This window comes from Mucilaginibacter sp. 5C4, assembly GCF_034345625.1.
GTDB lineage: Bacteria > Bacteroidota > Bacteroidia > Sphingobacteriales > Sphingobacteriaceae > Mucilaginibacter > Mucilaginibacter aurantiaciroseus.
In genome coordinates this window covers 3,925,642-3,946,718 of sequence record NZ_CP133775.1, presented here as the reverse complement: position 1 = coordinate 3,946,718, position 21,077 = coordinate 3,925,642, and the positions used below count along the sequence as shown (strand labels likewise).

Genomic DNA, 21,077 nt, shown 5'->3' with positions numbered 1-21,077 from the left:
TAGTTCCCTTAACTTATTTTTTTGCCGGTGTACCGCCGCCCATGCCGCTAAAATCCCAGCTTAACGATACCATGTAATACCTGCGGATGGTGGTGTAACGGTTCTCGGTAATGTAGGTGCTTGATGCGCTACGGGTAAAGCCCGCGTTTTGGTTCAGTAAGTCGTTACCGCTTAGGGTTAGTTTTAAACCATCGCCTTTCAGGAACGCCTTGCTCAAACGTGCGTTGATGATGGTCTGGCGGAAATCGGTAGCGAAGGATTGCGTTGCCGCAGTGTACTGGTACTGGCCATCGCTGCTCACTTCTATCTTCCATGGCAGGTAAACCTGTACCCAGTAATTGGCACTAAAACCACGGCCGTTGTTGTTCACGTCCTGGTTAAGTGACGATTGCGCAACGGTGTAAGTAGGGCCACCGCTTAAATATATCGAGTACTTTTTCTCTTTATTTTTCGACAGGCCTAAAGTACCACCATAGGTGTTTGATTTGGTTTTATTCAGCGCGTTATCCTGCATACTAAAGTAGGTGTTACCATTCGTATTTAACCTGGCGTTTAAGCTTATGCCGGCAAAACCAAGTTTGCGGCTCATTTGCAGGTCAAAACTAAAGTTGTAGGGTTTTTGGCCCGGCAGGTTAACCGCCTGGGTGGTACTTTTACCTAAGGTTTTATCGGTAGTTACGTTGTTAACGATGGGGTTTGTGGTAAAGCTATAGTTACCGTTTAACCATACCGATTGGTCGCTTAATACCTTGTACATGTTGTAATAGCCATAAAAGCTATTGGTGAATGATGGTTTTAAGTTAGGGTTACCAATGGTAATGTTCAACGGATCTGTATTCACTAAAACGGGTTGTAACTGATCTATTGTTGGCTGGGTTTGGCTACCATAATAGCCCAGGTTTAAATTGCTGTAGGTAGAAAACTTGTACGAGTAGTTTGCCTGTGGCGCCCAGTTGGTAAAATTACGGCCTATAGATGTATTGGTGATCTCGTTCTCCTGCTTATAATCTACATTGGTAACGCGTGTGCCAAAACGCAGGGTGCTTTTGCCTTTTTTGTAATTGAAGTTGATGCCTCCCTGGTTTGATGTTTGGTTAAATATGTAGTGGTTACTTAACGATGTATTTAAAAGATCATACTCGCCGCCTGCCGATCTATCGAAGGATTTTCTATCCGCATCGCTGTTATTTAAACCGAAACCATAATTAAACACTACCGCCAAAGCTTTGGTGATAGGCTCGGTGTACGTTAAATTGGTATTTAATCTGGATGTTTTAGTATTATCCGTTTTACGCTGATCGATGATCTCCTGCGTAGTTGGAGCGCTGGTAAGGTCAAAGTAATCAATCTCCGATCTCAGGAAACCGTTTGCCTTGTTTTCGGTACGGCCTGCTGTTACGTTTAATGAAATGGTACGGCCCGGTTTCTTAAATTTTTTATTGTAGAAGACAGAGGCATTATATAATTGCTGATCAACGCTGTTATCTATCCGTTTTCGGTTGGTATTCAGCAGTGTTTCGTTCTCGCGCCTGCTGGTAGAGGTATCCCTGGTGTGGGTATCGCTATTTTTAAGCGTAGCATCCATAGAGATCTTTAGGTTTGATGTGGTATCCAGCTTAACCGAATAAGTTGCATCCAGCTTTTGCCTGAAAATGCTATTGTTGAAGGTATTGTCAGATGCTGTTTTTATCACCCGGTTAGCTGTTGGGTCGGCAGGGTTTTCCGGTAAGTTTTGTTGTGATTTGTTGTTGCGGGTACCATCAACCTCTAACGAGCCTGCTTTGTAATTGGTGTTTAGCGCGTATTTGTCGTTTTTCCATTTATCATCGTAGTGCACACCACCTGTGTATGCCTTAGGGATACCCTGGTTGTTGTAGCGGCCATCAAACGAATCCAGCTCATCGTTGCCACCGCTGCTAAAATACATACCGCCGTCATCGCTAAATTGCATCCCGTCACTGGTACCCAACTTGTTATTGTCCTGCCAGCTAAGGCCTATTTTACCGGTGTTGGCACCAACACCGTAAACGCTAAACTTCTTTTTGCCCTTAAATTTATTGTAAAGGCCTTGCGCCTGGTAATAACCGTCGGTACCAATACCGGCATCCACCTTACCAAAGTAGCCGTTCTTTTTATCTTCTTTTAGCTTGATGTTAATGGTTTTGGTTTTCTGCCCGTCGTCAATCCCCGTAAAGGTAGCCTGGTCGCTTTTCTTGTCGTAAAGTTGTACTTTATCTACCATATCGCCACGGATGTTTTTGGTAACCAGGGTGGGGTCATCGCCAAAAAACTCTTCGCCATCTACCAATACTTTTTGTACGGTTTGGCCTTGGGCGGTTATCTTGCCATCCTTATCAACCTGTATGCCGGGTAGCTGTTTCAGCAGGTCTTCTACCTTGGAATTTGGCTGAATGGTGTAAGCCTTCGCGTTAAATTCGGTCGTATCACCCTTGATCTTAATGGCGGCAATGGTGCCTTTTATCAGCACCTCGTTCAATAACCTCGATTTAAGGTTCATGGCGATGCTGCCAACGTTAAAAGTGGTTTTGGCAGAATCAAGCGTAAAGTTTTCTACATAGTCGGCATACCCGGGGTAGGTTACCAGCAGGATGAACTTGCCTTTGTTAAGGTTTGTTAAACTGAACGACCCAGTGGACGAAGCCCTTGTAAATTTACGAAGTGTAGAGTCTTTAGCGTTTAATACGCTGATGGAAGTATTGGCCAATTTTACATGAGCAATGCTATCAACAGATACGCCTTTTACCAAATAGTTGGTTTGCGCAAGCGCAGATAGGGAGCACACGCAGCATAACACGAGCGCCGTAATTGTGAATTTCATAACAGGTTTAATGAACTACTAAGATATAACTAAAACCTTAGTAATAGAAAGGCCTTTGTTGTTAAAAAGTGTTAAATCTGCGTTTATCGCATATCAGTAACATAATTGTTACGGTGCCTTCACAATTTTTGTACTGTAAATTATTTCCCCCTTTTGGGTGATGACGCTTGTATAAACACCCGGATATACATTGATGGGGACTGTGTTTTGTAACCCGTTAAAGGTTTTTGTAAGGCTCAGCTTCCCCATGGCATCATAAAGCTTTAATTCATAATCGTTAGCCTCGCCGCTTAAAATAGTGAGTTGGGCGTTCACCGGGTTTGGGTACAAGGTAAACTGGTTGCTTTGTAAAAGTATGGCGCTTGCCAGGTCTGAATTAACGTTGGTACCATCTACAGTAGTAAGCTTTGCGCGGTAATAGTTGATGCCTTTTTTGGGTGAAGCATCGGTAAATTGATAAGCTAACACGCCATTAACAACATTGCTAGTGCCGAAGGCGGTGTATTGGTTTGTGCCCGTCAACTTTTCCCACGTGATGGTTTTTAAATTGAGGGTACTGCCTACCTGCAAACTCAGCCCGATGGTTTTGTTATCCTTAACCTCTGCCAATAGCGTACGGATATAGCAGCCCACACCCTGGGTGGTAAAATCAATGGTGAAGCTTTTTACACACTCAAAACCATCGCCTTGTGCACTCACCGCAAAGTATTTGGAAGATTGCACATCCGCAGGGATAACAATAGAGGTATCGGTAGATGTGGTCAGTTTTTGCAGGAGGTTATCTTTGATGGTATAGATCACATATCCTGTTGCGCCGGGTTGCGGGTTCCAATGCAGTAAAGTGCCGCTGGTGCAGTTATAGCCCACCTGCATAGTTAAGGGTTGGGATATGGTAAACTTTTTACTAATATAATCTTGCGTACCAATGTGCATTTTTAACATCGCCTGCGTAAATTTATCGGGCGTAGCCCATTCATAGGTATTGGCACTTAGCGAGATCCCGTTCGCCAGCATCTGCCAGGTAGCCCCATGATCGTAACTCACACTTAAGTTGCCTGTAGTGTTGCTAAAAGTGCTTTGCCAGCGCAGGTAGTTATCTTCATTCGCCAAAAACTCATTCTTGCCTGATGGGGCCGTCCACTCAAACTGGTTATTGAGTTTGCTTTGATAGGCGATGTAAAAAGCCTGCGGCCCTTGTGTTACCCTGCTGCCCTTTATATTGATAGTGTAAACCCCCGCGGGAGGGTTTTGCAAGGTTACCTGCTCGGTGTTGTTTAACGTATCGCGTTGCCTTTTAGCCGGGCTTAATAACGAATCGATAAGCGGGTAGGTGCTTAGCATCCATGGTAGCAGGGTAGCGCCTGTCGGCGTAGTAACCGACAGGTCCAGATCATTTATTAAAGCATAGGGCGCGTTAAGCTGCGCCGGCGCATCATTCCATGCCAAAGAAATTTTTAGTGCGTTACAATTAGCGGGTACAATTACCTGGTAACTGGTTTGCGCTTTATTGGCAACGGTGCCTGTTTTAAAACGAGCGTCGGCTATGGTACGGACAGCCTCCAACGCGTTTAATTTACCGTATCCCGTTTTATAATCTACCGCGGCTGTGCCAATATCATCGGCACTGTTTATTAATATGGCTTTTATTAATGCTGATGATGGCAGCGCGTTGTTTTGCTTTTTGTAGGCTTGCTGTAATAAGGCCACAGCGCCCGATGTAAGCGCCGCCGCGCCCGATGTGCCGTCTTCTCCATCGGCCACCAATTCGGGCTTTATACGGCCATCGTAGGCCGGCCCTGCAGAGCTTAATGCTTCGGGTATAGCTGTGCGGCCTGTACCACCCACAACCAGCACGTTTTTGGCCTGCTTAAAAGTTCCGGACAGGTTAGCCATATTGGCTATGCCGCTATATACGCCCGTAGCAGGCGCGGTTGTGCCGATATTGCCGGATGAGAATACGTGGACAATATCATCGTTGCCGTAAACCTGTCTGTCGTAAGCTTCGGCCTCGATGCCGTAATAATTTTCGATGCCCGTACCGTACGAGTGGTTTTGCAGTTTGATGTTAAAGGTTTTAAAAGCGGTAATGGTATCGGGCAAAAGCCTGGCGAAATCTGACGAGGTGAATTTTGCCGCCGGGGCAGCACCTTTACCTTTTATAAATGAATTGCCGTTGCCGCCTATCAGCGTAGCCATAATGGTAGCATGGCCGGAATTGTTTTCGGCAGGGGTAATGGAGGTGAACGAACGGCCAAGCAGGTCCAGGTCATCCTCATCATAGCGTTCCTCTTTAACGCTTACGTTAATGTCGCTGCCGGTTAGATCTGTAAAATTATCGGCCACTGCCGATATATTGTTCGCGCCAAGGTCAAGGTCGTCAATAACCAGCTCGGGGTGGGGTTTCCTGTCCAGCCCGGCAAAGGCAATATCCGGCTGCTGTAACAGCGCCGGCAGTTGGTTTAGTTTTATTTTCAGGTTAATGATGTTCCCATTAGTGGAAACAATGGTGCCGTATTTTGTGATTGCGGCAAGTGTGGCTGTGCTATGCTTTTTAAGCACCAGGTTAACCACTTTAGTGGTATTGGGATGGCTGGCGTTTAAACGCGCCAGGTTATCGTCGGCCTTCCATAAAGCGTTTGATGGTACAGCGCTGATGATATTTTCGGTTGGGGTGATGTTGCTTCGCGATGAAGCGATGTAGTAATTATACGATACCCTTTTTAAAAGGTTTAAGTTTTTAAGCTGGGATGGCTGGTTTACTTTAATAAGATAGTAATGTAGGTTGTCGGTTTTAAGTGTTTCCACCTTAGGCGAGGCATACATCTGCGTTACCGATTGATCGCTGAGTGTTTTTTGGGCATATGATATGTTGAAGCTGGCAATAAAAAGAAAAAGGCAGGCGGTCTTTCTTATCATATTTATACAAAACAAGGGGGAGCCGGTAAAACTCCCCCTTAAAGTAACACTATTTAGTTGATCTCAAAAGCGATATGGCTTAGTACAAATAGTTAAGCGCTATTTTATCATTCGCGTTAAAGGTGCGGTCGCCGCCGTTAGAGCAGGCAAGCATCCAGGAAGCAGCATCAGCAGTAGATGGTGTGCCCGGGATACGTACTGCGCCAATGTTTGATGCGCCCTCATTAACCGCGGTACCACCACAGCTGTAAGCGCGGTTGTAATAATCGGTATGGCGGAAACCAATGCAATGGCCCATTTCGTGCTGTAAAACAGAGGTTAAGTAATTAACATCCGGGTTACTGCCGTAAGCCGCTGCATTGGTATTCATCTGGATCTCGTTATATGGGTTGCCAGAACTTGTTGGGAAGCCTGATGAGCCTAAAGTGATGTACCCCCCGCTTGGGCCTTGGTTAAACCCAATGATCTGGATTTGGCCGCCGCTGCTTACAAACTGGAATTTTAGGGTTAAGTTAAGCGCGTTGTAACGTGCAATTGCATTTTGTGTAGCCGTACCATACACCGTTGGCAGGTTAGATATTGATACCGTAACCGTACGCGGCAGGTTTTTTACCACATTGGTTGTTCGGTACTGCTCAGTTTCTGCAATACGAACATTCGGGCTGGTGCTTGCCTCGGTCAGGTTGGATTCGGTCAATAAAATGTCGCCCTCTACCAGGTAGCCATTATTCACTTTACGTACCTGGTCTGTACTAAAACCAAGGTCGTTAATATTTTTTAATACGGCAGCAGATACCTCTGTTTTTGAAACAGCGGTTACTTCTTTAGTAGATTTGTTGTCTTTTGTACAGGCAAATAAAACGGTTGCGCCAAACGCAGCGATAACGCCGGTTTTGAATAATAATCTTGTTTTCATGTGTTTGAAAGTTGTTTAGTGTTTGATAAGTTTTAATTATAGACGCAGTGTAGCCGGCCAGCTATGTATTGTATACGAAAGCAATATAACAAAGTTTCATTTGAGTTAACAAATAATTATTTTTTTTCCTTGAAAAATAAACACTATTGCTGTGAGGCAGTTTAATAGTCAATATTAAGGCAGCAGCAGGCGCCAATTAACCCTAAATTAATTGAGTTAATTATTAAGAAATGTAGTATTGACGGCTAATGGAGGTTTTTGCGGTAAATTTTAATAAGTAAACGGGCTGTCGAAAGTAGCGAAAGCGGGTTGTTCCTGGTCTTTTGCCGATAGCAGGGCATCCTTTTCGGCAATGCCCCAGCCAATGGCCAGTTCGGGGTCGTTCCAGGCCAGGCCGATCTCCGATTCTTTGTTGTACAGGCCGCCGCTAACCTTGTAAACAAATAGGGTATTATCCTGCAGGGTTAAAAAACCATGCACACAGCCGGGAGGGACCCATAGCTGTAATTTATTATCGGCACTAAGCTCTACCGCCACATGCCTGCCGTAAGTGGGCGAGCCCTCGCGGGCATCAACCGCAACATCTAACACGGCGCCTTGCAGCACCCGTACCAGTTTGCCCTGGGCATACGGCGGTGCCTGCGCGTGCAAACCGCGGATGGTGTTTTTTTGGGATAAGGATTGATTATCCTGCACGAAATCTGCATCGATACCCGCCTCTGTGAAAGCACGTTTGCTGTAGCTTTCATAAAAGTAGCCACGGTCGTCGCTAAATACTTTTGGCTCGAACAGGAATACGCCGGGTATGATGGTTTCGGTAAAGCCCATGGTTAGTCTACCGTTTTCATTAAAGTATTGAACAATACAAAACGCTCGTTAAACTGCGCCTGGTGTAAATCCTGATGCTTAAACAAATGCTTGGTGTAATATTCCTGGAACTGCTCAATAGTATCCGCGTTAAACTGTACACAGTAAGTGATGCCATCGTTAGGCGAATCTACAATGGTTAACAAACGGTACGAGCTAAAGTAACCGGTAGACATTACCAACGGGATGTGTACGTTCTTCATCCAGTCCAGCCATTCCTGCTCAACGGTATCATCTAAAATTACGGTGTCATTATATACGATCATGCTGCAAAGCTACAATTTGGGTTTGGGATTACAATTACCCTATGTCATTTCGGTGCGATAGCGAGAAATCTTGTTAGATCAGATAAGCGAACTCTGCAAGCGGCTGTGCATATCTAACAAGATTTATCTGCGATGAGCTCCCTTCGGTCGGTTCTCCTCACTATCGCATCGAAATGACATACTTTTTTAACTAATCGCCAATCACCAGCCTCTAATCACTATTAACTCGCATCATTCTTATCGCCCCTCAGCAACCTGAACCGTTTGCGTGCATCGTTTATCCAAAGGCTGGCGGGATAGTCGGTAATTATTTTTTGGTAGTAGGTTTTGGCAATGTTGGCATCGTTCAATTTGGTTTCGTAAATATCGCCAAGCATGTACACGGCATCATCGGCCCAAAGGTCGTCGGTGTGTTTTTCGGCGATGGTTTTTAAAACGATAACGGCATTGGTAAAATCCTTCTGCTGGATCAGGATGCGGGCTTTTGCCATCAATATATCGGCCTCTAAAGCATTGCCCGGATATTTTTTGTCGATGCTATCCAGGGTGATCACCGCTTTTTCGGGCTGTTCGGCAAATATCAGCAGGTCGGCACGTGAGTAGATCTTTAGGGCATTGCCGCTACTATCGGCATGCAGGTTATCAGATATTAATAAGGATAAATTAAGCGCGTCGTTAGCGATCAGTTGTGTAGTCGCGGCTTTTAAAATATCCAGCTGGCGGCGTGCCCAGTTAAAGTCGCCGGTGTAGTAGGCCATTTTGGCGTTGCGCAACAGGGCTTCCTGGGCGATGTTGCTGTTGGGGTTATCTTTTTCTACCTGGCTATATAATAAAGTAGCATCCCAGGGTTGGTTGTTAAGCAGGTAAACATCCCCAAGATCAAGTTTACAAGCGGCTATAAGCGCGGGCCTAACGCCTTGTATGGCAATGGCACTCTCCAATAGTGCCTGCGCATCTTTTAATTTATGCAGTTTAAAGGCCTGTAGGTTCGCCAGCTTTTCCATCGCGAAAACGGTACTGTGGTTGCGGCCAACCTCGTCCAAAAGGCTGATGTAATCTTTCTCCAGGCTTACCAGATCTGCCTGTACGTATTTACCCGATGTTACTTTTAGGTTTTTAGTATTGATGAGTTCTACTTTGGCCTGGATGTAGTTTTGATTGCCCTTATCGCCGCCTTTACCAATAATGTACTCGTAACCACGGATGGCGGCATCGTAGGCCTCGTTAGCTACCAGCGTGCGGCATAACTCAAATATTGCCGAACCATCATCGTTTTGGCGGCGGCTTAAAGCCAGCGACTGGTTAAGCGCCATATCATACTCTTTTTGATGCAGGTATTGCCAGGTAAGCAGGTTAGGGTAAATAATCTGCTGCGGGTCTTTCTGGATGCGTTTTAGCAAGGCCACTTTCAGCATTTCGTAATCCTCGGGACCTTCGTAAACGCCGGCCAGGGTGCTTTCGGCCTGGCTGATGAATACCGGGTTGGTTGGCAAAAAGTTGAGGTATTCTTTGGTCAGTTCTTCTTTATCGCGTTTGTAACGGTAAAGGGTGATCAGCTCAAATGCAAAAGCAGATTCGTTATGGAGAAGTTTGCGGCCTTGCAGGAAGATCTTGATGGCATAATCTGCATTGGCGCTCTGGTAAAACTGGGAAGCGATGCCCGCAATGGCATTTTGATCGGTAGGCAGGTTTTTGATCAGGTCGTTGTACAAGGCATCCGCTTTAGCGGTATTACCCTGTTGCGTATAAGCCGAACCCAGCGCAATAGTGTACTCATTATTACCGGGATATTTACGCAGCATTTTTTTGGCGATGGTTTCGGCATCGTCATATTTCTTAAAGTTCAACAGCGTATTAAAATATTGCTGAAAGTAAGTTTCGCCGTCCTGTTTAAACAGCTTCTGGTATATATCAAGCGCTTTTTGCTGCTCGCCATTCGCTGTATACTGGCGGGCCAATAGCGGGTCGTTATTTTGGGCAAAAAGCTTTGTGCTGCCAATAAATAGTAATAGCATTAGTACATACAGTCGCTTCATTATTTCTTTATAGTTTAGCAGGGCCGGCATATAGGTTATGTAACGTAAAAAGCGGGTAAAATTGTAGTGACATTTGTATAAAGGTTAACTAAAATAACTAATTTGACCACTCTTTACAATTAGGATAAACCAAATGCTGGGTCGTTTAAGATCATTATTATTTGTTACCGTACTACTATTTGCCTGCGCCTGTAAACAAAACAACGTAAGGCAGATCCCTGTTAATGATTTTTTTAAGACCCCCGAAAAAAGCTTTTTCAAGATCTCGCCTGATGGTAAATACATCTCCTATTTAAAGCCTTATAAAGATAAACAAAATATATACATCCGGTCTTTAGCAGATGGCACCGAACAAATGGCTACCACCTTTACCGATTACTCGGTACGCGATTACACCTGGACGTACAATAATCAGATCGTATTTACGCAGGATATCATCGCGGTAGATGAGTTCAGGATCTACACGCTGGATGTGGCTACGCTTAAATTTAAGAATCTTTTAAACCTTGATAAGGCCCGCATTCGCATCCTTAACCGCAACCGCCAGCAGCCCGATGTTATCACCGTGGCTATGAATAAGCGCGACCCGGTCAACTTTGATGTGTACCGCCTTAACGTTAAAACCGGCGAACTAAAACCATACCTGCTTAACCCCGGCAACATCACCAAATGGTACCCGGACCCGAATGGTAACATCCGTTTGGTAAAAGTATCTGACGGGGTGAACGAGAGCATCCTTTACCGCGCGGACGTCAACGCGTCGTTTAAATCTATCATCAAAAGTAACTTTAATGATAGGGTGGAGCCCATTGCCTTTACCGGCGACAGCGATAATTTTTACGCGTTATCAAACGTTAACCGCGATAAAACAGCCTTGGTTGAGATCAACGCCAAAACCGGTAAAGAGAATAAAGTGATCTACGCCAGCGATAAGGCTGATATTTTGGATGTTGGTTATTCCAAGATCAAACGCCGCATCGAGCTGGTATCATGGGAGGAAGCTAAATCCCAAAAATATTTTTTAGATAAGGGTATTGAAAAGATTTACACCGATCTGTCTAATAAGATCAAAGGCAACCAGTTAGACATAGTTGACCGCGATAGCGCAGAGAATAAATTTATTATATCGGGTTCTAACGATAAAAACCCGGGATCGTACTTTTTATACGAACGTAATTTGAATAAGCTAACCAAGCTGGCGGACATTAACCCGGAGATAAACTCGGCCGAGTTATCGGATATGCAACCCATATCATTTAAGGCAAGCGATGGCCTTATGATCAACGGTTACCTAACTATCCCCAAAGGGAAAGAACGTAAGAACCTGCCGGTGGTGGTGATGCCACATGACGGGATCTGGGGCCGTAACTCGTGGGATTATAATGCTGAGGTGCAGTTTTTGGCTAACCGTGGTTACGCGGTTTTCCAGGTAAACTTTAGGGGCTCGGCAGGGTATGGTAAGGCTTTCCGTACCGCGGGCTTTAAGCAGGTAGGCGGCAAAATACAGCAGGATATTACCGACGGCGTAAAATGGCTAATTGCGAATAAAATTGCTAATCCTAAAAAGATAGCCATATTTGGTGGTAGTTTTGGCGGGTTCTCGGCCTTGTATGGCGTATCCTTCCACCCGGAACTATATAATTGTGCTATTGTAAAATACGGGTTGATCAACTTTTTTACCTATTTAAAAGATGCGCCGCCATTTTTTAAGCCCTTCTTAAAAATGACCTACGAAATGGTTGGCAACCCCGAAACGGACGCCGAGCAACTAAGGGCTATATCGCCGGTCTTTCATACCGATAAGATCAAAAGTCCGCTATTAATATTCCAGGGGGCAAAAGACCCGAGGGCCAACATCAGCGAGCTTAACCAGTTTGTGCGCGAGCTGAATAAACGTAACGTGCCGGTAATTTACCGCTTAAAGGAAAATGAACGTGCCTACTTTAAAAGCGAGCATAACCGTATGGAGATGTATGCCGAAATAGAGACATTCCTGAACACCAACATGCAGGTTAAACCCTAACCTGTTATGAAAGGGCAGAAAAATATATATCGCAAAAATTTTTCGCTGATAACCGCTTTCCTGGTGCTGATAACCGTGAGCCTTGTTATAGCGGTCATCATTTCCTATAACCTTACCGCCAAGTATGTAGAGAACGAGTTTGCCTCCAAAAAAATAGAGGTGCTCGACCAAACTATCAAACCTTACTATGATTTCTTCCAGATAAAAATCCCAGAGATAACGTCTTACCAGGGCTTTTTAGATTCGTCATCCGCGGCAAATTATTCGGCTACGGTGTTTAAAAGCTACCCGTTTGTGCGCCGTGTTTTGTTTTACGATATGCAGATTGGTAACCCCACATCAAAAACGAAATTTAGTAATAACGCGGGGATATCGGTAAAAGCCATCTATCAATACAAGCCCAAACGGGGCAAAGTAAGGGGGGTTAAAGATATGGCATGGTCCAATACCGACGACTTTAGGCAGATGGCTTTAAAGCTGAGTGAGTTTATCAGCGTGGCCGATACCTCGAGGTTGCCTACGCAGGACGAGATCTTCCGTACGTTTTATAATGTAACGCCCGATAAGATCAGTTACCTGAACATCCCCCGACGCGAGGATATCCGCATCTATAAATCGTTATTGAAGAACGAGAACATCAAGGCATTTTACAAACAAAACATGATGACCTTTTTGCTGGATGCGCACCAGTTAAAAGTAAAAAACACCCACCCGGAACTGTACCAGCAGGTTACCATACAACCCGTGGTGTACGACCCACTTGATGTGGAAGAAGGCCGCAAAGTAACGGAGGCTGCGCTTACAGGCGCGTTCTCCAACTTTAAGCTGTACTTTATATCAACGGATGAACACCTTAGCCGCGAGATTGACCGTCGCTTTTTGCCAATAGGGGCCATTGTACTGCTCATCTATTTCTTTTTGGTACTGATAAGCTGGTTGATCTATCGAAACTTAAATGTCAACTTAAAAGTGTTTAAGCTCCAGTACGATTTCATCAACAACTTTACACACGAGTTTAAGACGCCGGTTAGCGTGATCAAGATCGCGGGATCTAACCTTAAGGGCGATGCCGAACTGAGCGAGCGCCAGCGCAGGCATTACGGTAAGATATTGGATGAGGAAGCGGATAAGCTGAACGAGCTGATGAACAAGCTACTGTCGTTTACGCAATTGGAGAATAAATCGATAACCGTTAAGCGCGAGGAAATTGTCCTTAAAGATTTTGTACAAGGATACATCGAAACCTTTAAAATAAAATACCCCGATTTTAAGCTGGAGTTTAATATTGAAGGTGTAACAAAGTTCCACAGCGACCCTGTGTTACTGGGTAGCGTATTCCAGAATTTAATGGAGAATGCCTACAAATATTCGCACCCCGGCAAAAAGGAATTATTTATAAATATTAAGCCCGAAAAGCGCAATATTGTATTGTCATTCACTGACAAAGGCATTGGCATGGCCCGTTATGAACAGGGCGATGTATTTAAAAAATTTTACCGGATAGAGAACCAATACAACCAAAACGGGAGTGTTGGCCTGGGGCTTGCTTTTTGCAAAGAACTGGTTAACTTTATGAACGGAGAAATTGACGTTACAAGCAAACTTAATGTGGGTTCGGCGTTTATAGTAACGTTACCGTTAGACAATTAGACAATCATTAAAAATGAATAAAGAAATTAAAATAGCGCTGGTTGAAGATGATGAGAACCTTAGGTTTTTAGTATCTGAACGCCTGCAAAGCGAAGGATATAAAGTTTTAGAAAGCGGTAACGGCGAAGAAGCCGAAGCTATGATAGTTGCCGAGCAACCCGATATTGTTTTGCTTGACTGGATGCTTCCCGGCAAACAGGGCAGCGAGGTATGCGCCAGCCTGCGCGAAAAAGGTTTTGATAAGCTGATCATCATGATGACGGCTAAGGCACAAGATATCGACAAGATAGGCGCCTATAACTTTGGCGTAAGCGATTACATTACCAAGCCATTTAATATGGATGTTTTGGTGGCTATGATAGACAGTAAGATCAAATTCTCGCTGAATAATGAGAAAGCCGAATCTCACAAGTTTGGCAATATGGAGCACCTGCCAAACACCCATTTGCTTATTCGCGATGGCCGTAAAACAGAGCTGACCATTTTAGAGAATCGCATCCTGCTGTATTTCTTAAAAAGCAAAAATAAGGTAATAAACCGCGAAGAACTGATGATGGAAGTGTGGGGCTACAACGCCGATGTTAACACCCGTACACTTGATATGCACATTGTGCGCCTTCGCAAAAAGATAGAGAACAACCCCGATTCGCCAACCTACCTGCAAACGGTAAGGGGTATAGGGTATAAGTTTGTTTATTAATATTTCACTATGTCATTGCTGTAGGAGCATAGCGACGTGGCAATCTTAGAGGACAAGCGGATATGATGAGATTGCCACGCTATCGCTCGCGATGACAGGTTTAAATAAGTTTTTTACAAACTTTCGTCACCACAAAATCCCCGAAAAAGTTTTTTTCTTCCAACACCTTATAGCCAGTCGCATTAAACTCCCTCGCCACATCCGGCAAGTGCCAGGATTCTACCCCGCAGAGTATTTTAAAGAATAACAGCATGCTTTTCAGCATGGCGTATTGCCACCATTTGCCCGTTAGCTGGAAATCGGTATTAAGCCAAAGCCCGCCGGGTTTTAGGGTTTGATGGATGTGAGTAAAAATTAGAAGCAGGTTTGCTTCCGTAAAATTATCGAACAGGAAGGGGGTAATAACCACATCAAAGTCCTGTACAAGATGGGCTTGTTCTACGGCCTGGTTAATATAAATAACATTATTGCCGCCAATATTTCGCTTACGCGATAAAGCCATCATATTGGCCGAAATCTCCACATAAGTAATGCTTAAGCCGGAGGGATGTATTTTGCTAATCTCTTCCAATATCCAGCCGGTACCGCCGCCAACAATGAGGATCGTTGAATTTTGCGGGATGTGTGGTAACAGGTAAACTTGGGCGTTTATCAAAGCTTTACCAAAAAACAACCGCGACAAGCGGTCATAAAAACTTGCCGAGTTATCGTAATTAGCCGGCATAGTGTCCATACATCAAACTAAAACCTATTAAGATCACATACTGTAGGATCAGTACGCCATCCATGTAGAAAAAATAGTAATACTCATTCTTCTCCCGTTTAGATTTGAAAATAAGCCAACCCATTAAAACAGCTGTAGTAGTAAGCGCGAAAAAATCAACATTGAAGCCATTATTCCTGAATAAGAAAAGCAGTACAATATAACCGGCCAGCAGAAACTGGCAAAACAGGTACGCGTTTTTTTCGCCCCAGGCAACAGGGATGGTTTTAAGACCTGCCTGGCGGTCGCTGAAAAGGTCGCGGATGTCGAAGGGGATAGCCAAAGCAAATATCAGCAGGAAGCGCTTCGCCATCATAATGGTGATATCCCTTGTAGTTATATCTGCCATGTGCAGGTCTTTTGCTTCCAACACTGGTAATAGTACCGAGCTTAATGTCCAAACCAGGCTTATTAAAAAGGTTTTTAGCCCGGGGATATTGCGTAGGCCAAACTTTTGCTCACCCACGGTAAACAGGGGCAAACTATAGCTGAAAGCTAATATAGCTGAAAACACCAGCAGGATCCGCGATTCCATCGACAGTAAAAAGAACAGCGGAATAAGTGATAGTAGCGAGATGATGGTGAACGTTATCATCAACCTGTAATGCGCAAAAAACCAGCGTACACGCTTGTATGGCGACCGCTCGGGGTGCTTTGGTTTGCTTAATAAAATGCTAAAGTTATAGATGCCGAGGGTGGAAGTGAATAGCAGCGCTAATATGGCATAAACCGGTTTGGAATCGATAAGATGAAACGTAACCAAAGCCTGCGCCACCGCGCACAACGACATGAAGATGTTACTGAATAGCAAAAAATCAAACGCGCTTTGGAAGGCTTTTTTCATCGGTTTTGCTAAAATACGGCAATGCAGGTTAAAAAGGAACAATTATTTAAAACGTCCTCGTAGAGTCTTCTGAAAGAGACCCTGCGTACTTAGGCAAATCAACGCAGGGCCCACGATGTGAGATCCTGCGCGAACAAAAAATAGGTCTTAAGCTTTTAAGACAGGGTCTTCACCAGCTTTAAGGGTAAACACCGTAATTTCGGGTAACATACCTATCCTGCCCGGGTAGCCTAAAAAGCCGTAGCCTACGTTCACGTAAATTTGCTGGTGCTTTTCGCGATACATTCCCGCCCATTCCGAGTATACGTATTCGATTGGGCTCCATTGGAAATCCGGTGTGCGGACACCAAACTGCATCCCATGGGTATGGCCGCTAAACATTACATCAATCTGCGGATATTTAGGGATTACCTCGGCGCGCCAGTGCGATGGATCATGCGAGAGCAGGAGTTTTACCGGCAGGTCATCCGTGCCTTTTATGGCCTCTTCCATATTGCCATATTTAGGGAAGCGGCTCATTTCGCCCCAGTTACCTATGCCTAAAATGCCCAGTTCCTGGCCATCAATTTTTAGACGGCGATGTTCATCGGTCAACAGGTCCCAGCCCAAAGTTTTATGTGCCTGGTGCATGTCCTGCAGGTTTTTAGCTTTCGCGGCCGGGGTAGGCCAGTTGAGATAATCGCCATAATCGTGGTTGCCCAATATAGCGTAAACACCTAATGGGGCTTTCACTTTTTTAAATACATCAATAACACGGTTCACTTCTGATGTTTGGCCGTTAACCAAATCGCCGGTAAAAAATATAACATCTGTTTTTTGGTTAAGCAGCATTTGCACGCCGCCCTGCATGTTATGCACGCTATGGAAACTGCCCGAGTGGATGTCGGAAATTTGCCCAATGCGCATGCCATCAAATGCTTTTGGCAGGTTGGGCAGATAAAGTTCTACATTGATCACATGGTAATCATACAACCCTTTAGACATGTTGTGTTTGATCAGATACAGCGGAACAGCACCGGCGAGTATCCCCGCCTTCATCAAAAACTCCGACCTCGGGATAGATTTAAAGCCGTTATCCTTTTCAGGATCGGGCGCGGTTTTGTTTTTATGGATGAGGTAGATGATAAACCTGCGCAAATCATCAACCGCGATGAACAGTACGTAAAAGATCTTGAAAAGAAACGTAATAAAGAACAGGAACAGGAACGCACCGCGTGCCCCAACAGACATTTTGCTGTAAATACTCAGCAGCAAAATAGTGATCAGGAATAGCGAACCAAACCAATACAGGCTTAAAAACCACTTTTTACGGGTAAACTGCCGTTTAATAAAAGCGGTTTGGATGCCCCGTAAAATGTAGTAGTCTATGATGATAAGTACAAGCGGTACAATTACAAAGTATAGGGTGTTTCCCTGCATTACATATTAAAACTGATGAATAAAAAGATTAGTAGCGGTCGTCGCGGTCAAGGTCATCTTCGTCCGGCTCTAAGTTAAACAAGCTGTTAAACATATCCGAAAAAGCAAACCCATTATCTAAAAATCCTTTATTCAGCTGCGAAAACTCGGCCAACCCGTGCAATATGAACTCCATTAATAGTAGTGTTTGATTCTCGCTTAGTTTTGGATGGAATTTTTTAACAACATCTTTCAACCCCGGTACAGCGTTCAGGCCTTTTTTGTAATCCACTAACGATAAATCATCCACCAACGATAGCGTATTACCATCGCTAAACCAATTGATGATCTCAGCATACGGGTTCGGCGTTTTGGCTTTCTTGGTTTTCTCCGGATCGGGGAAGAATTGTAGCAGCAATGTTTTGATGGCTTTACCTATCAGGATGTTAGCCACTTTACCTGGGCCTTCCAGTTCGCCTTCGTAAACCAGTTCAATTTTACCGGTTATGGCCGGGATAACACCCAGGAAATCGGAGATTCTGACGAACGTACTTTTCTCGCCATTGATGATCATACGGCGCTCGGCGTTGCTGATCAGGTTTTCGTATGATGATATGGTTAAACGGGCAGATACGCCAGATTTTTTGTCGATATATTCGGAGTTACGCGCCTCAAACGCAATTTGCTCTACCATATCCTTCACCAAACCATCAGCCTCAATAGTGCTGCGCTGCTCATCAGTTAACAACGCTTCCTGCTGGGTGATTTTACGAGAGATCTCTACCGTGCGCGGGTAGTGGGTCAAAATCTGACTTTCTATACGGTCTTTAAGTGGCGTAACTATCGAACCACGGTTGGTATAATCTTCCGGGTTGGCGGTAAATACAAACTGGATATCCAAAGGCAAACGCAGTTTAAATCCACGGATCTGGATATCGCGCTCTTGTAAAATGTTAAATAATGATACCTGGATACGTGCCTGCAGATCGGGCAATTCGTTTATCACAAAGATGCCTCGGTGTGCACGCGGGATCAAACCGAAGTGGATAACACGCTCATCGGAGTAAGTTAGCTTCATAGTAGCTGCCTTTATCGGGTCAACATCACCAATTAAGTCGGCAACGGTGACATCGGGCGTAGCCAGTTTTTCGGTGTAACGTTCGCTGCGGTGAATCCAGCCGATTGGTGTATCATCGCCCTTGCTTTCTACCGTGCTGTGCCCAAACCAGCTGATGGGTGCCAACGGGTCATCAAATAATTCTGATCCTTCGATGTAAGGTACATATTCATCTAAAAGGTTTACCAGCAAACGCGCGATACGGGTTTTTGCCTGTCCGCGTAAGCCTAACAATAAAATGTTATGGCGAGATAAGATAGCAGTCTGCAGATCGGGAATAACGGTATCCTCAAAACCGATGATACCTTCAAACCCACCTTCTTTTTGCTGTAATTGTTTAATTAAGTTAGCCCTTAACTCATCCTTAACAGAACGGCTTTTGTAACCGCTTTTCTTAAGTTCGCCAAGGGTTTTTATATCTAATTGTTTGCTCATGTTATAAATTTGAAAATTTGATGATTTGAGAATTTGAAGATGTATGAATATGGATAATTTTCAAATTAACCAATTTTCAAATCGTCAAATTATCTTACGTTTTTCCTTCTGTTCTTGGCGTAATCCTCAAAAATGTATTCGCCAAGATTGTTTAACGAACTGTAGAACGCCTTGCCGCCATTGGTTTCTGTAAACTGGCGTACAAACTGCTGCAGGTAGGGGTCTTTTGCTATCATAAATGTAGTGATAGGTATTTTAAGCCTCTTACACTGCGCAGCCATGTTCAGCGTTTTGTTCACCACTTTTCTATCCAGCCCGATGCTGTTTTTATAATACTTGGTGCCTTCCTTTAAACAGGTTGGTTTACCATCGGTTATCATAAAAATTTGCTTGTTGTGCGTTTTACGGCGACGAAGCAGATCGGTAGCCAGTTCAAGCCCCGCATAAGTGTTAGTATGGTACGGCCCGACTTGCAAATAAGGCAGATCCTGTAACTTAATAGGCCATGCATCATTACCAAACACCACTATATCCAAAGTATCCTTAGGGTACTTGGTGCGGATCAGTTCGGCCAAGGCCATCGCTACTTTTTTGGCAGGGGTTATCCTATCCTCACCATAAAGGATCATGGAGTGCGATATATCTATCATCAGCACAGTAGAGGTGAGGGTTTTATAATCCATTTCCTCCACTTCCAAATCGCGCTCGGTCATCATAAAATCGCCGCCTATACCGTGGTTAACCTGCGCGTTCTGGATGGATTGCGTCATGTCTATCTGGTCCAGGCTGTCGCCAAACTCAAACTCGCGGCGTTCGGCATTTTTTTCATCGCCCTGCCCGCTTTGCGGCGAACGGTGGTTGCCCTTGCCCGATTTTTTTAGTTTCCCAAAGATCTCTTCTAAAGCCGAAGTACGGATGCTTTGTTCCGTTTTGGCCGTGATGCTAAAATCGCCACTTTGGTTATCCTCGTTCAGGTAACCTTTTTGCTTTAGCTCGTCAATAAAATCGCCCATGCCATACTCGTCATTGGTGATGTTGTATTGCTTATCCAACTCATTTAGCCACGCCAAAGCCTCCCCGGCATCACCGGCGGTATAGTTCAATAATTCCAGGAATAGTTTTAGTAATTCTTCAAATCCGCCTTTGGGGATCTGGTTTGGTTTAAACTGTGAAAATCCAAAACCACGCATATGTTACCCTTTCGTATGAGTATAAAGTAACGAATTATTTGATTGAAAAGTTTGAACCCGCGCCAATTTAGCGCAATTGTTAACTAAGCATGACAATAGGGGGCCGAAACGCTTAACGGTTTAACTTTTTTTGATCCTCACAATCTCGTCCTGTACATAAACCGGGTTTGCACCGCGCTGGCTAGTAACGTATGCACCAATAGCGCAGGCATTCAGTAATATTTTAGGGAAGGGTTTATTGTCAATTATACCTGCGATAAAAGTAGCCAGGAAGGCATCGCCGGCACCAACAGTATCAACAACATCAACCGTAAAACCGGGGTGTTCAAAAAACTCGTGATCGTGCCAGATGATGGCGCCGTTCTCGCCACGGGTTACGCAAATGGTTTTGGTGTGGTACTTTTTCTGGAACTCTTTTATTTTGCCTTTTAAATCGCCACTGCCGCCGCCAATAAGCAGGTCGGCCTCTTCTTCGTTCATTTTTATAACGCTGGCACGGGCGGCAAGGGTCTCTATAGTTGCCAGTGTATAATGCGGATGGCGCAGGTTTACGTCGAATATTTTAATAGCGTCGGTTTCGTCCAGCAGGTTAAGCAGGGTATAGTGCGTGATTTTTTCGCGGCAGGCAAGGCTGCCGAAAACAATGATAGAAGCACCTTTTCCGCCCTCTTTAAGGTTGTTATCCAGCTGGATATTGTCCCATGAAACAGGCTCGGGTATAATATAGGTGGCTTGGTTTTTATCGTCGAGCTTCACGGTAACCTCGCAGGTTGGCAGGGTATTATCCCTTTGGATCATAGGCGAGTACAGGCCATTGCCTTTAAGGAATGTTACCAGTTCATCGCCCGAAGCATCGCTGCCAACGCGACTGGCAAACTTAACATCCACATGCTGCTGCACCAGGTGCCTTGCAACATTCATTGGCGCGCCGCCGGCTTTTTTTTCATCGCCAAAGGCATCCCATAAAACTTCACCAAAACACAGTACCCTGTTTTTCATATATAGTGGAACAGTAAGGCCGCAAAGCTAAAAAGGATTTATGGTAAACCATGTTAAATTTGTAATAATAGCTTGTATCATTTGTTAACAATTGTTTAACAATGGGGTTGAATACCCT

Annotated in this window: 15 protein-coding genes; 3 read left to right on the top strand and 12 right to left on the bottom strand. The window is 44.5% G+C overall.

Annotated features, from left to right (window positions below):
• Nucleotides 1-13: 13 nt before the first annotated feature.
• The 6 genes from RHM67_RS18485 to RHM67_RS18460 all read right to left on the bottom strand — a co-directional run bounded on the left by RHM67_RS18485 (nucleotide 14) and on the right by RHM67_RS18460 (nucleotide 9,870).
• Nucleotides 14-2,839: an outer membrane beta-barrel protein gene (locus RHM67_RS18485; RefSeq protein ID WP_322228676.1), complete on the bottom strand. Its 2,826-nt coding sequence runs from the start codon at nucleotides 2,837-2,839 to the stop codon at nucleotides 14-16.
• Between the two features lie 108 nt (nucleotides 2,840-2,947).
• Complete coding sequence (locus RHM67_RS18480; protein WP_322228675.1) at nucleotides 2,948-5,755, bottom strand: S8 family peptidase; 2,808 nt, start codon at nucleotides 5,753-5,755, stop codon at nucleotides 2,948-2,950.
• A gap of 79 nt (nucleotides 5,756-5,834) precedes the next feature.
• Complete coding sequence (locus tag RHM67_RS18475) at nucleotides 5,835-6,671, bottom strand: M57 family metalloprotease (RefSeq protein WP_322228674.1); 837 nt, start codon at nucleotides 6,669-6,671, stop codon at nucleotides 5,835-5,837.
• A gap of 270 nt (nucleotides 6,672-6,941) precedes the next feature.
• Nucleotides 6,942-7,499 (bottom strand): dTDP-4-dehydrorhamnose 3,5-epimerase, encoded by a 558-nt coding sequence (gene rfbC, locus RHM67_RS18470; protein WP_322228673.1) that lies wholly within the window; start codon nucleotides 7,497-7,499, stop codon nucleotides 6,942-6,944.
• 2 nt (nucleotides 7,500-7,501) lie between these two features.
• Nucleotides 7,502-7,804, bottom strand: coding sequence for a DUF4286 family protein (locus RHM67_RS18465; RefSeq protein WP_322228671.1), 303 nt, complete (start codon nucleotides 7,802-7,804; stop codon nucleotides 7,502-7,504).
• Nucleotides 7,805-8,025: 221 nt separating this feature from the next.
• Nucleotides 8,026-9,870: a tetratricopeptide repeat protein gene (locus RHM67_RS18460; protein WP_322228670.1), complete on the bottom strand. Its 1,845-nt coding sequence runs from the start codon at nucleotides 9,868-9,870 to the stop codon at nucleotides 8,026-8,028.
• Nucleotides 9,871-9,973: 103 nt separating this feature from the next.
• Here RHM67_RS18460 and RHM67_RS18455 point away from each other — a divergent pair, with 103 nt between their 5' ends.
• From RHM67_RS18455 to RHM67_RS18445, 3 genes are read left to right on the top strand one after another with little or no spacing between them, the layout of a single operon-like run.
• Complete coding sequence (locus RHM67_RS18455; RefSeq protein WP_322228669.1) at nucleotides 9,974-11,863, top strand: alpha/beta hydrolase family protein; 1,890 nt, start codon at nucleotides 9,974-9,976, stop codon at nucleotides 11,861-11,863.
• A gap of 6 nt (nucleotides 11,864-11,869) precedes the next feature.
• Nucleotides 11,870-13,513 carry a HAMP domain-containing sensor histidine kinase gene (locus RHM67_RS18450; protein ID WP_322228668.1) on the top strand — a complete coding sequence of 548 codons (1,644 nt, stop codon included), beginning with the start codon at nucleotides 11,870-11,872 and terminating at the stop codon, nucleotides 13,511-13,513.
• Between the two features lie 13 nt (nucleotides 13,514-13,526).
• Complete coding sequence (locus tag RHM67_RS18445) at nucleotides 13,527-14,213, top strand: response regulator transcription factor (RefSeq protein ID WP_322228666.1); 687 nt, start codon at nucleotides 13,527-13,529, stop codon at nucleotides 14,211-14,213.
• A 100-nt stretch (nucleotides 14,214-14,313) separates the two neighbouring features.
• Here RHM67_RS18445 and RHM67_RS18440 read toward each other — a convergent pair whose 3' ends face one another.
• From RHM67_RS18440 to RHM67_RS18415, 6 genes are all read right to left on the bottom strand, one after another.
• Nucleotides 14,314-14,946: a class I SAM-dependent methyltransferase gene (locus RHM67_RS18440; RefSeq protein ID WP_322228664.1), complete on the bottom strand. Its 633-nt coding sequence runs from the start codon at nucleotides 14,944-14,946 to the stop codon at nucleotides 14,314-14,316.
• Nucleotides 14,927-15,820, bottom strand: coding sequence for a UbiA family prenyltransferase (locus tag RHM67_RS18435; protein ID WP_322228662.1), 894 nt, complete (start codon nucleotides 15,818-15,820; stop codon nucleotides 14,927-14,929). Before RHM67_RS18435 ends, RHM67_RS18440 begins: the two co-directional genes overlap by 20 nt.
• A gap of 147 nt (nucleotides 15,821-15,967) precedes the next feature.
• Complete coding sequence (locus RHM67_RS18430; protein WP_322228661.1) at nucleotides 15,968-17,239, bottom strand: metallophosphoesterase; 1,272 nt, start codon at nucleotides 17,237-17,239, stop codon at nucleotides 15,968-15,970.
• Nucleotides 17,240-17,267: 28 nt separating this feature from the next.
• Nucleotides 17,268-18,770, bottom strand: a complete 1,503-nt coding sequence (locus tag RHM67_RS18425; protein ID WP_322228659.1) for a sigma 54-interacting transcriptional regulator — start codon at nucleotides 18,768-18,770, stop codon at nucleotides 17,268-17,270.
• 89 nt (nucleotides 18,771-18,859) lie between these two features.
• The gene (locus tag RHM67_RS18420; RefSeq protein ID WP_322228657.1) at nucleotides 18,860-19,960 is read right to left on the bottom strand and encodes a vWA domain-containing protein; all 1,101 of its coding nucleotides are present in this window, start codon (nucleotides 19,958-19,960) and stop codon (nucleotides 18,860-18,862) included.
• A gap of 120 nt (nucleotides 19,961-20,080) precedes the next feature.
• Nucleotides 20,081-20,959: a carbohydrate kinase family protein gene (locus tag RHM67_RS18415; protein WP_252755945.1), complete on the bottom strand. Its 879-nt coding sequence runs from the start codon at nucleotides 20,957-20,959 to the stop codon at nucleotides 20,081-20,083.
• Nucleotides 20,960-21,077 lie beyond the last annotated feature (118 nt).

Excerpts from the sequence above, each read along its gene's own strand:
- RHM67_RS18460 (WP_322228670.1), bottom strand. The coding sequence starts at position 9,870 with ATGCCGGCCCTGCTAAACTATAAAGAAATAATGAAGCGACTGTATGTA.
- RHM67_RS18445 (WP_322228666.1), top strand. The coding sequence starts at position 13,527 with ATGAATAAAGAAATTAAAATAGCGCTGGTTGAAGATGATGAGAACCTT.
- RHM67_RS18475 (WP_322228674.1), bottom strand. The coding sequence starts at position 6,671 with ATGAAAACAAGATTATTATTCAAAACCGGCGTTATCGCTGCGTTTGGC.
- RHM67_RS18435 (WP_322228662.1), bottom strand. The coding sequence starts at position 15,820 with ATGAAAAAAGCCTTCCAAAGCGCGTTTGATTTTTTGCTATTCAGTAAC.
- RHM67_RS18430 (WP_322228661.1), bottom strand. The coding sequence starts at position 17,239 with ATGCAGGGAAACACCCTATACTTTGTAATTGTACCGCTTGTACTTATC.
- RHM67_RS18415 (WP_252755945.1), bottom strand. The coding sequence starts at position 20,959 with ATGAAAAACAGGGTACTGTGTTTTGGTGAAGTTTTATGGGATGCCTTT.
- rfbC (WP_322228673.1), bottom strand. The coding sequence starts at position 7,499 with ATGGGCTTTACCGAAACCATCATACCCGGCGTATTCCTGTTCGAGCCA.
- RHM67_RS18465 (WP_322228671.1), bottom strand. The coding sequence starts at position 7,804 with ATGATCGTATATAATGACACCGTAATTTTAGATGATACCGTTGAGCAG.
- RHM67_RS18425 (WP_322228659.1), bottom strand. The coding sequence starts at position 18,770 with ATGAGCAAACAATTAGATATAAAAACCCTTGGCGAACTTAAGAAAAGC.
- RHM67_RS18420 (WP_322228657.1), bottom strand. The coding sequence starts at position 19,960 with ATGCGTGGTTTTGGATTTTCACAGTTTAAACCAAACCAGATCCCCAAA.
- RHM67_RS18485 (WP_322228676.1), bottom strand. The coding sequence starts at position 2,839 with ATGAAATTCACAATTACGGCGCTCGTGTTATGCTGCGTGTGCTCCCTA.
- RHM67_RS18450 (WP_322228668.1), top strand. The coding sequence starts at position 11,870 with ATGAAAGGGCAGAAAAATATATATCGCAAAAATTTTTCGCTGATAACC.
- RHM67_RS18440 (WP_322228664.1), bottom strand. The coding sequence starts at position 14,946 with ATGGACACTATGCCGGCTAATTACGATAACTCGGCAAGTTTTTATGAC.
- RHM67_RS18480 (WP_322228675.1), bottom strand. The coding sequence starts at position 5,755 with ATGATAAGAAAGACCGCCTGCCTTTTTCTTTTTATTGCCAGCTTCAAC.
- RHM67_RS18455 (WP_322228669.1), top strand. The coding sequence starts at position 9,974 with ATGCTGGGTCGTTTAAGATCATTATTATTTGTTACCGTACTACTATTT.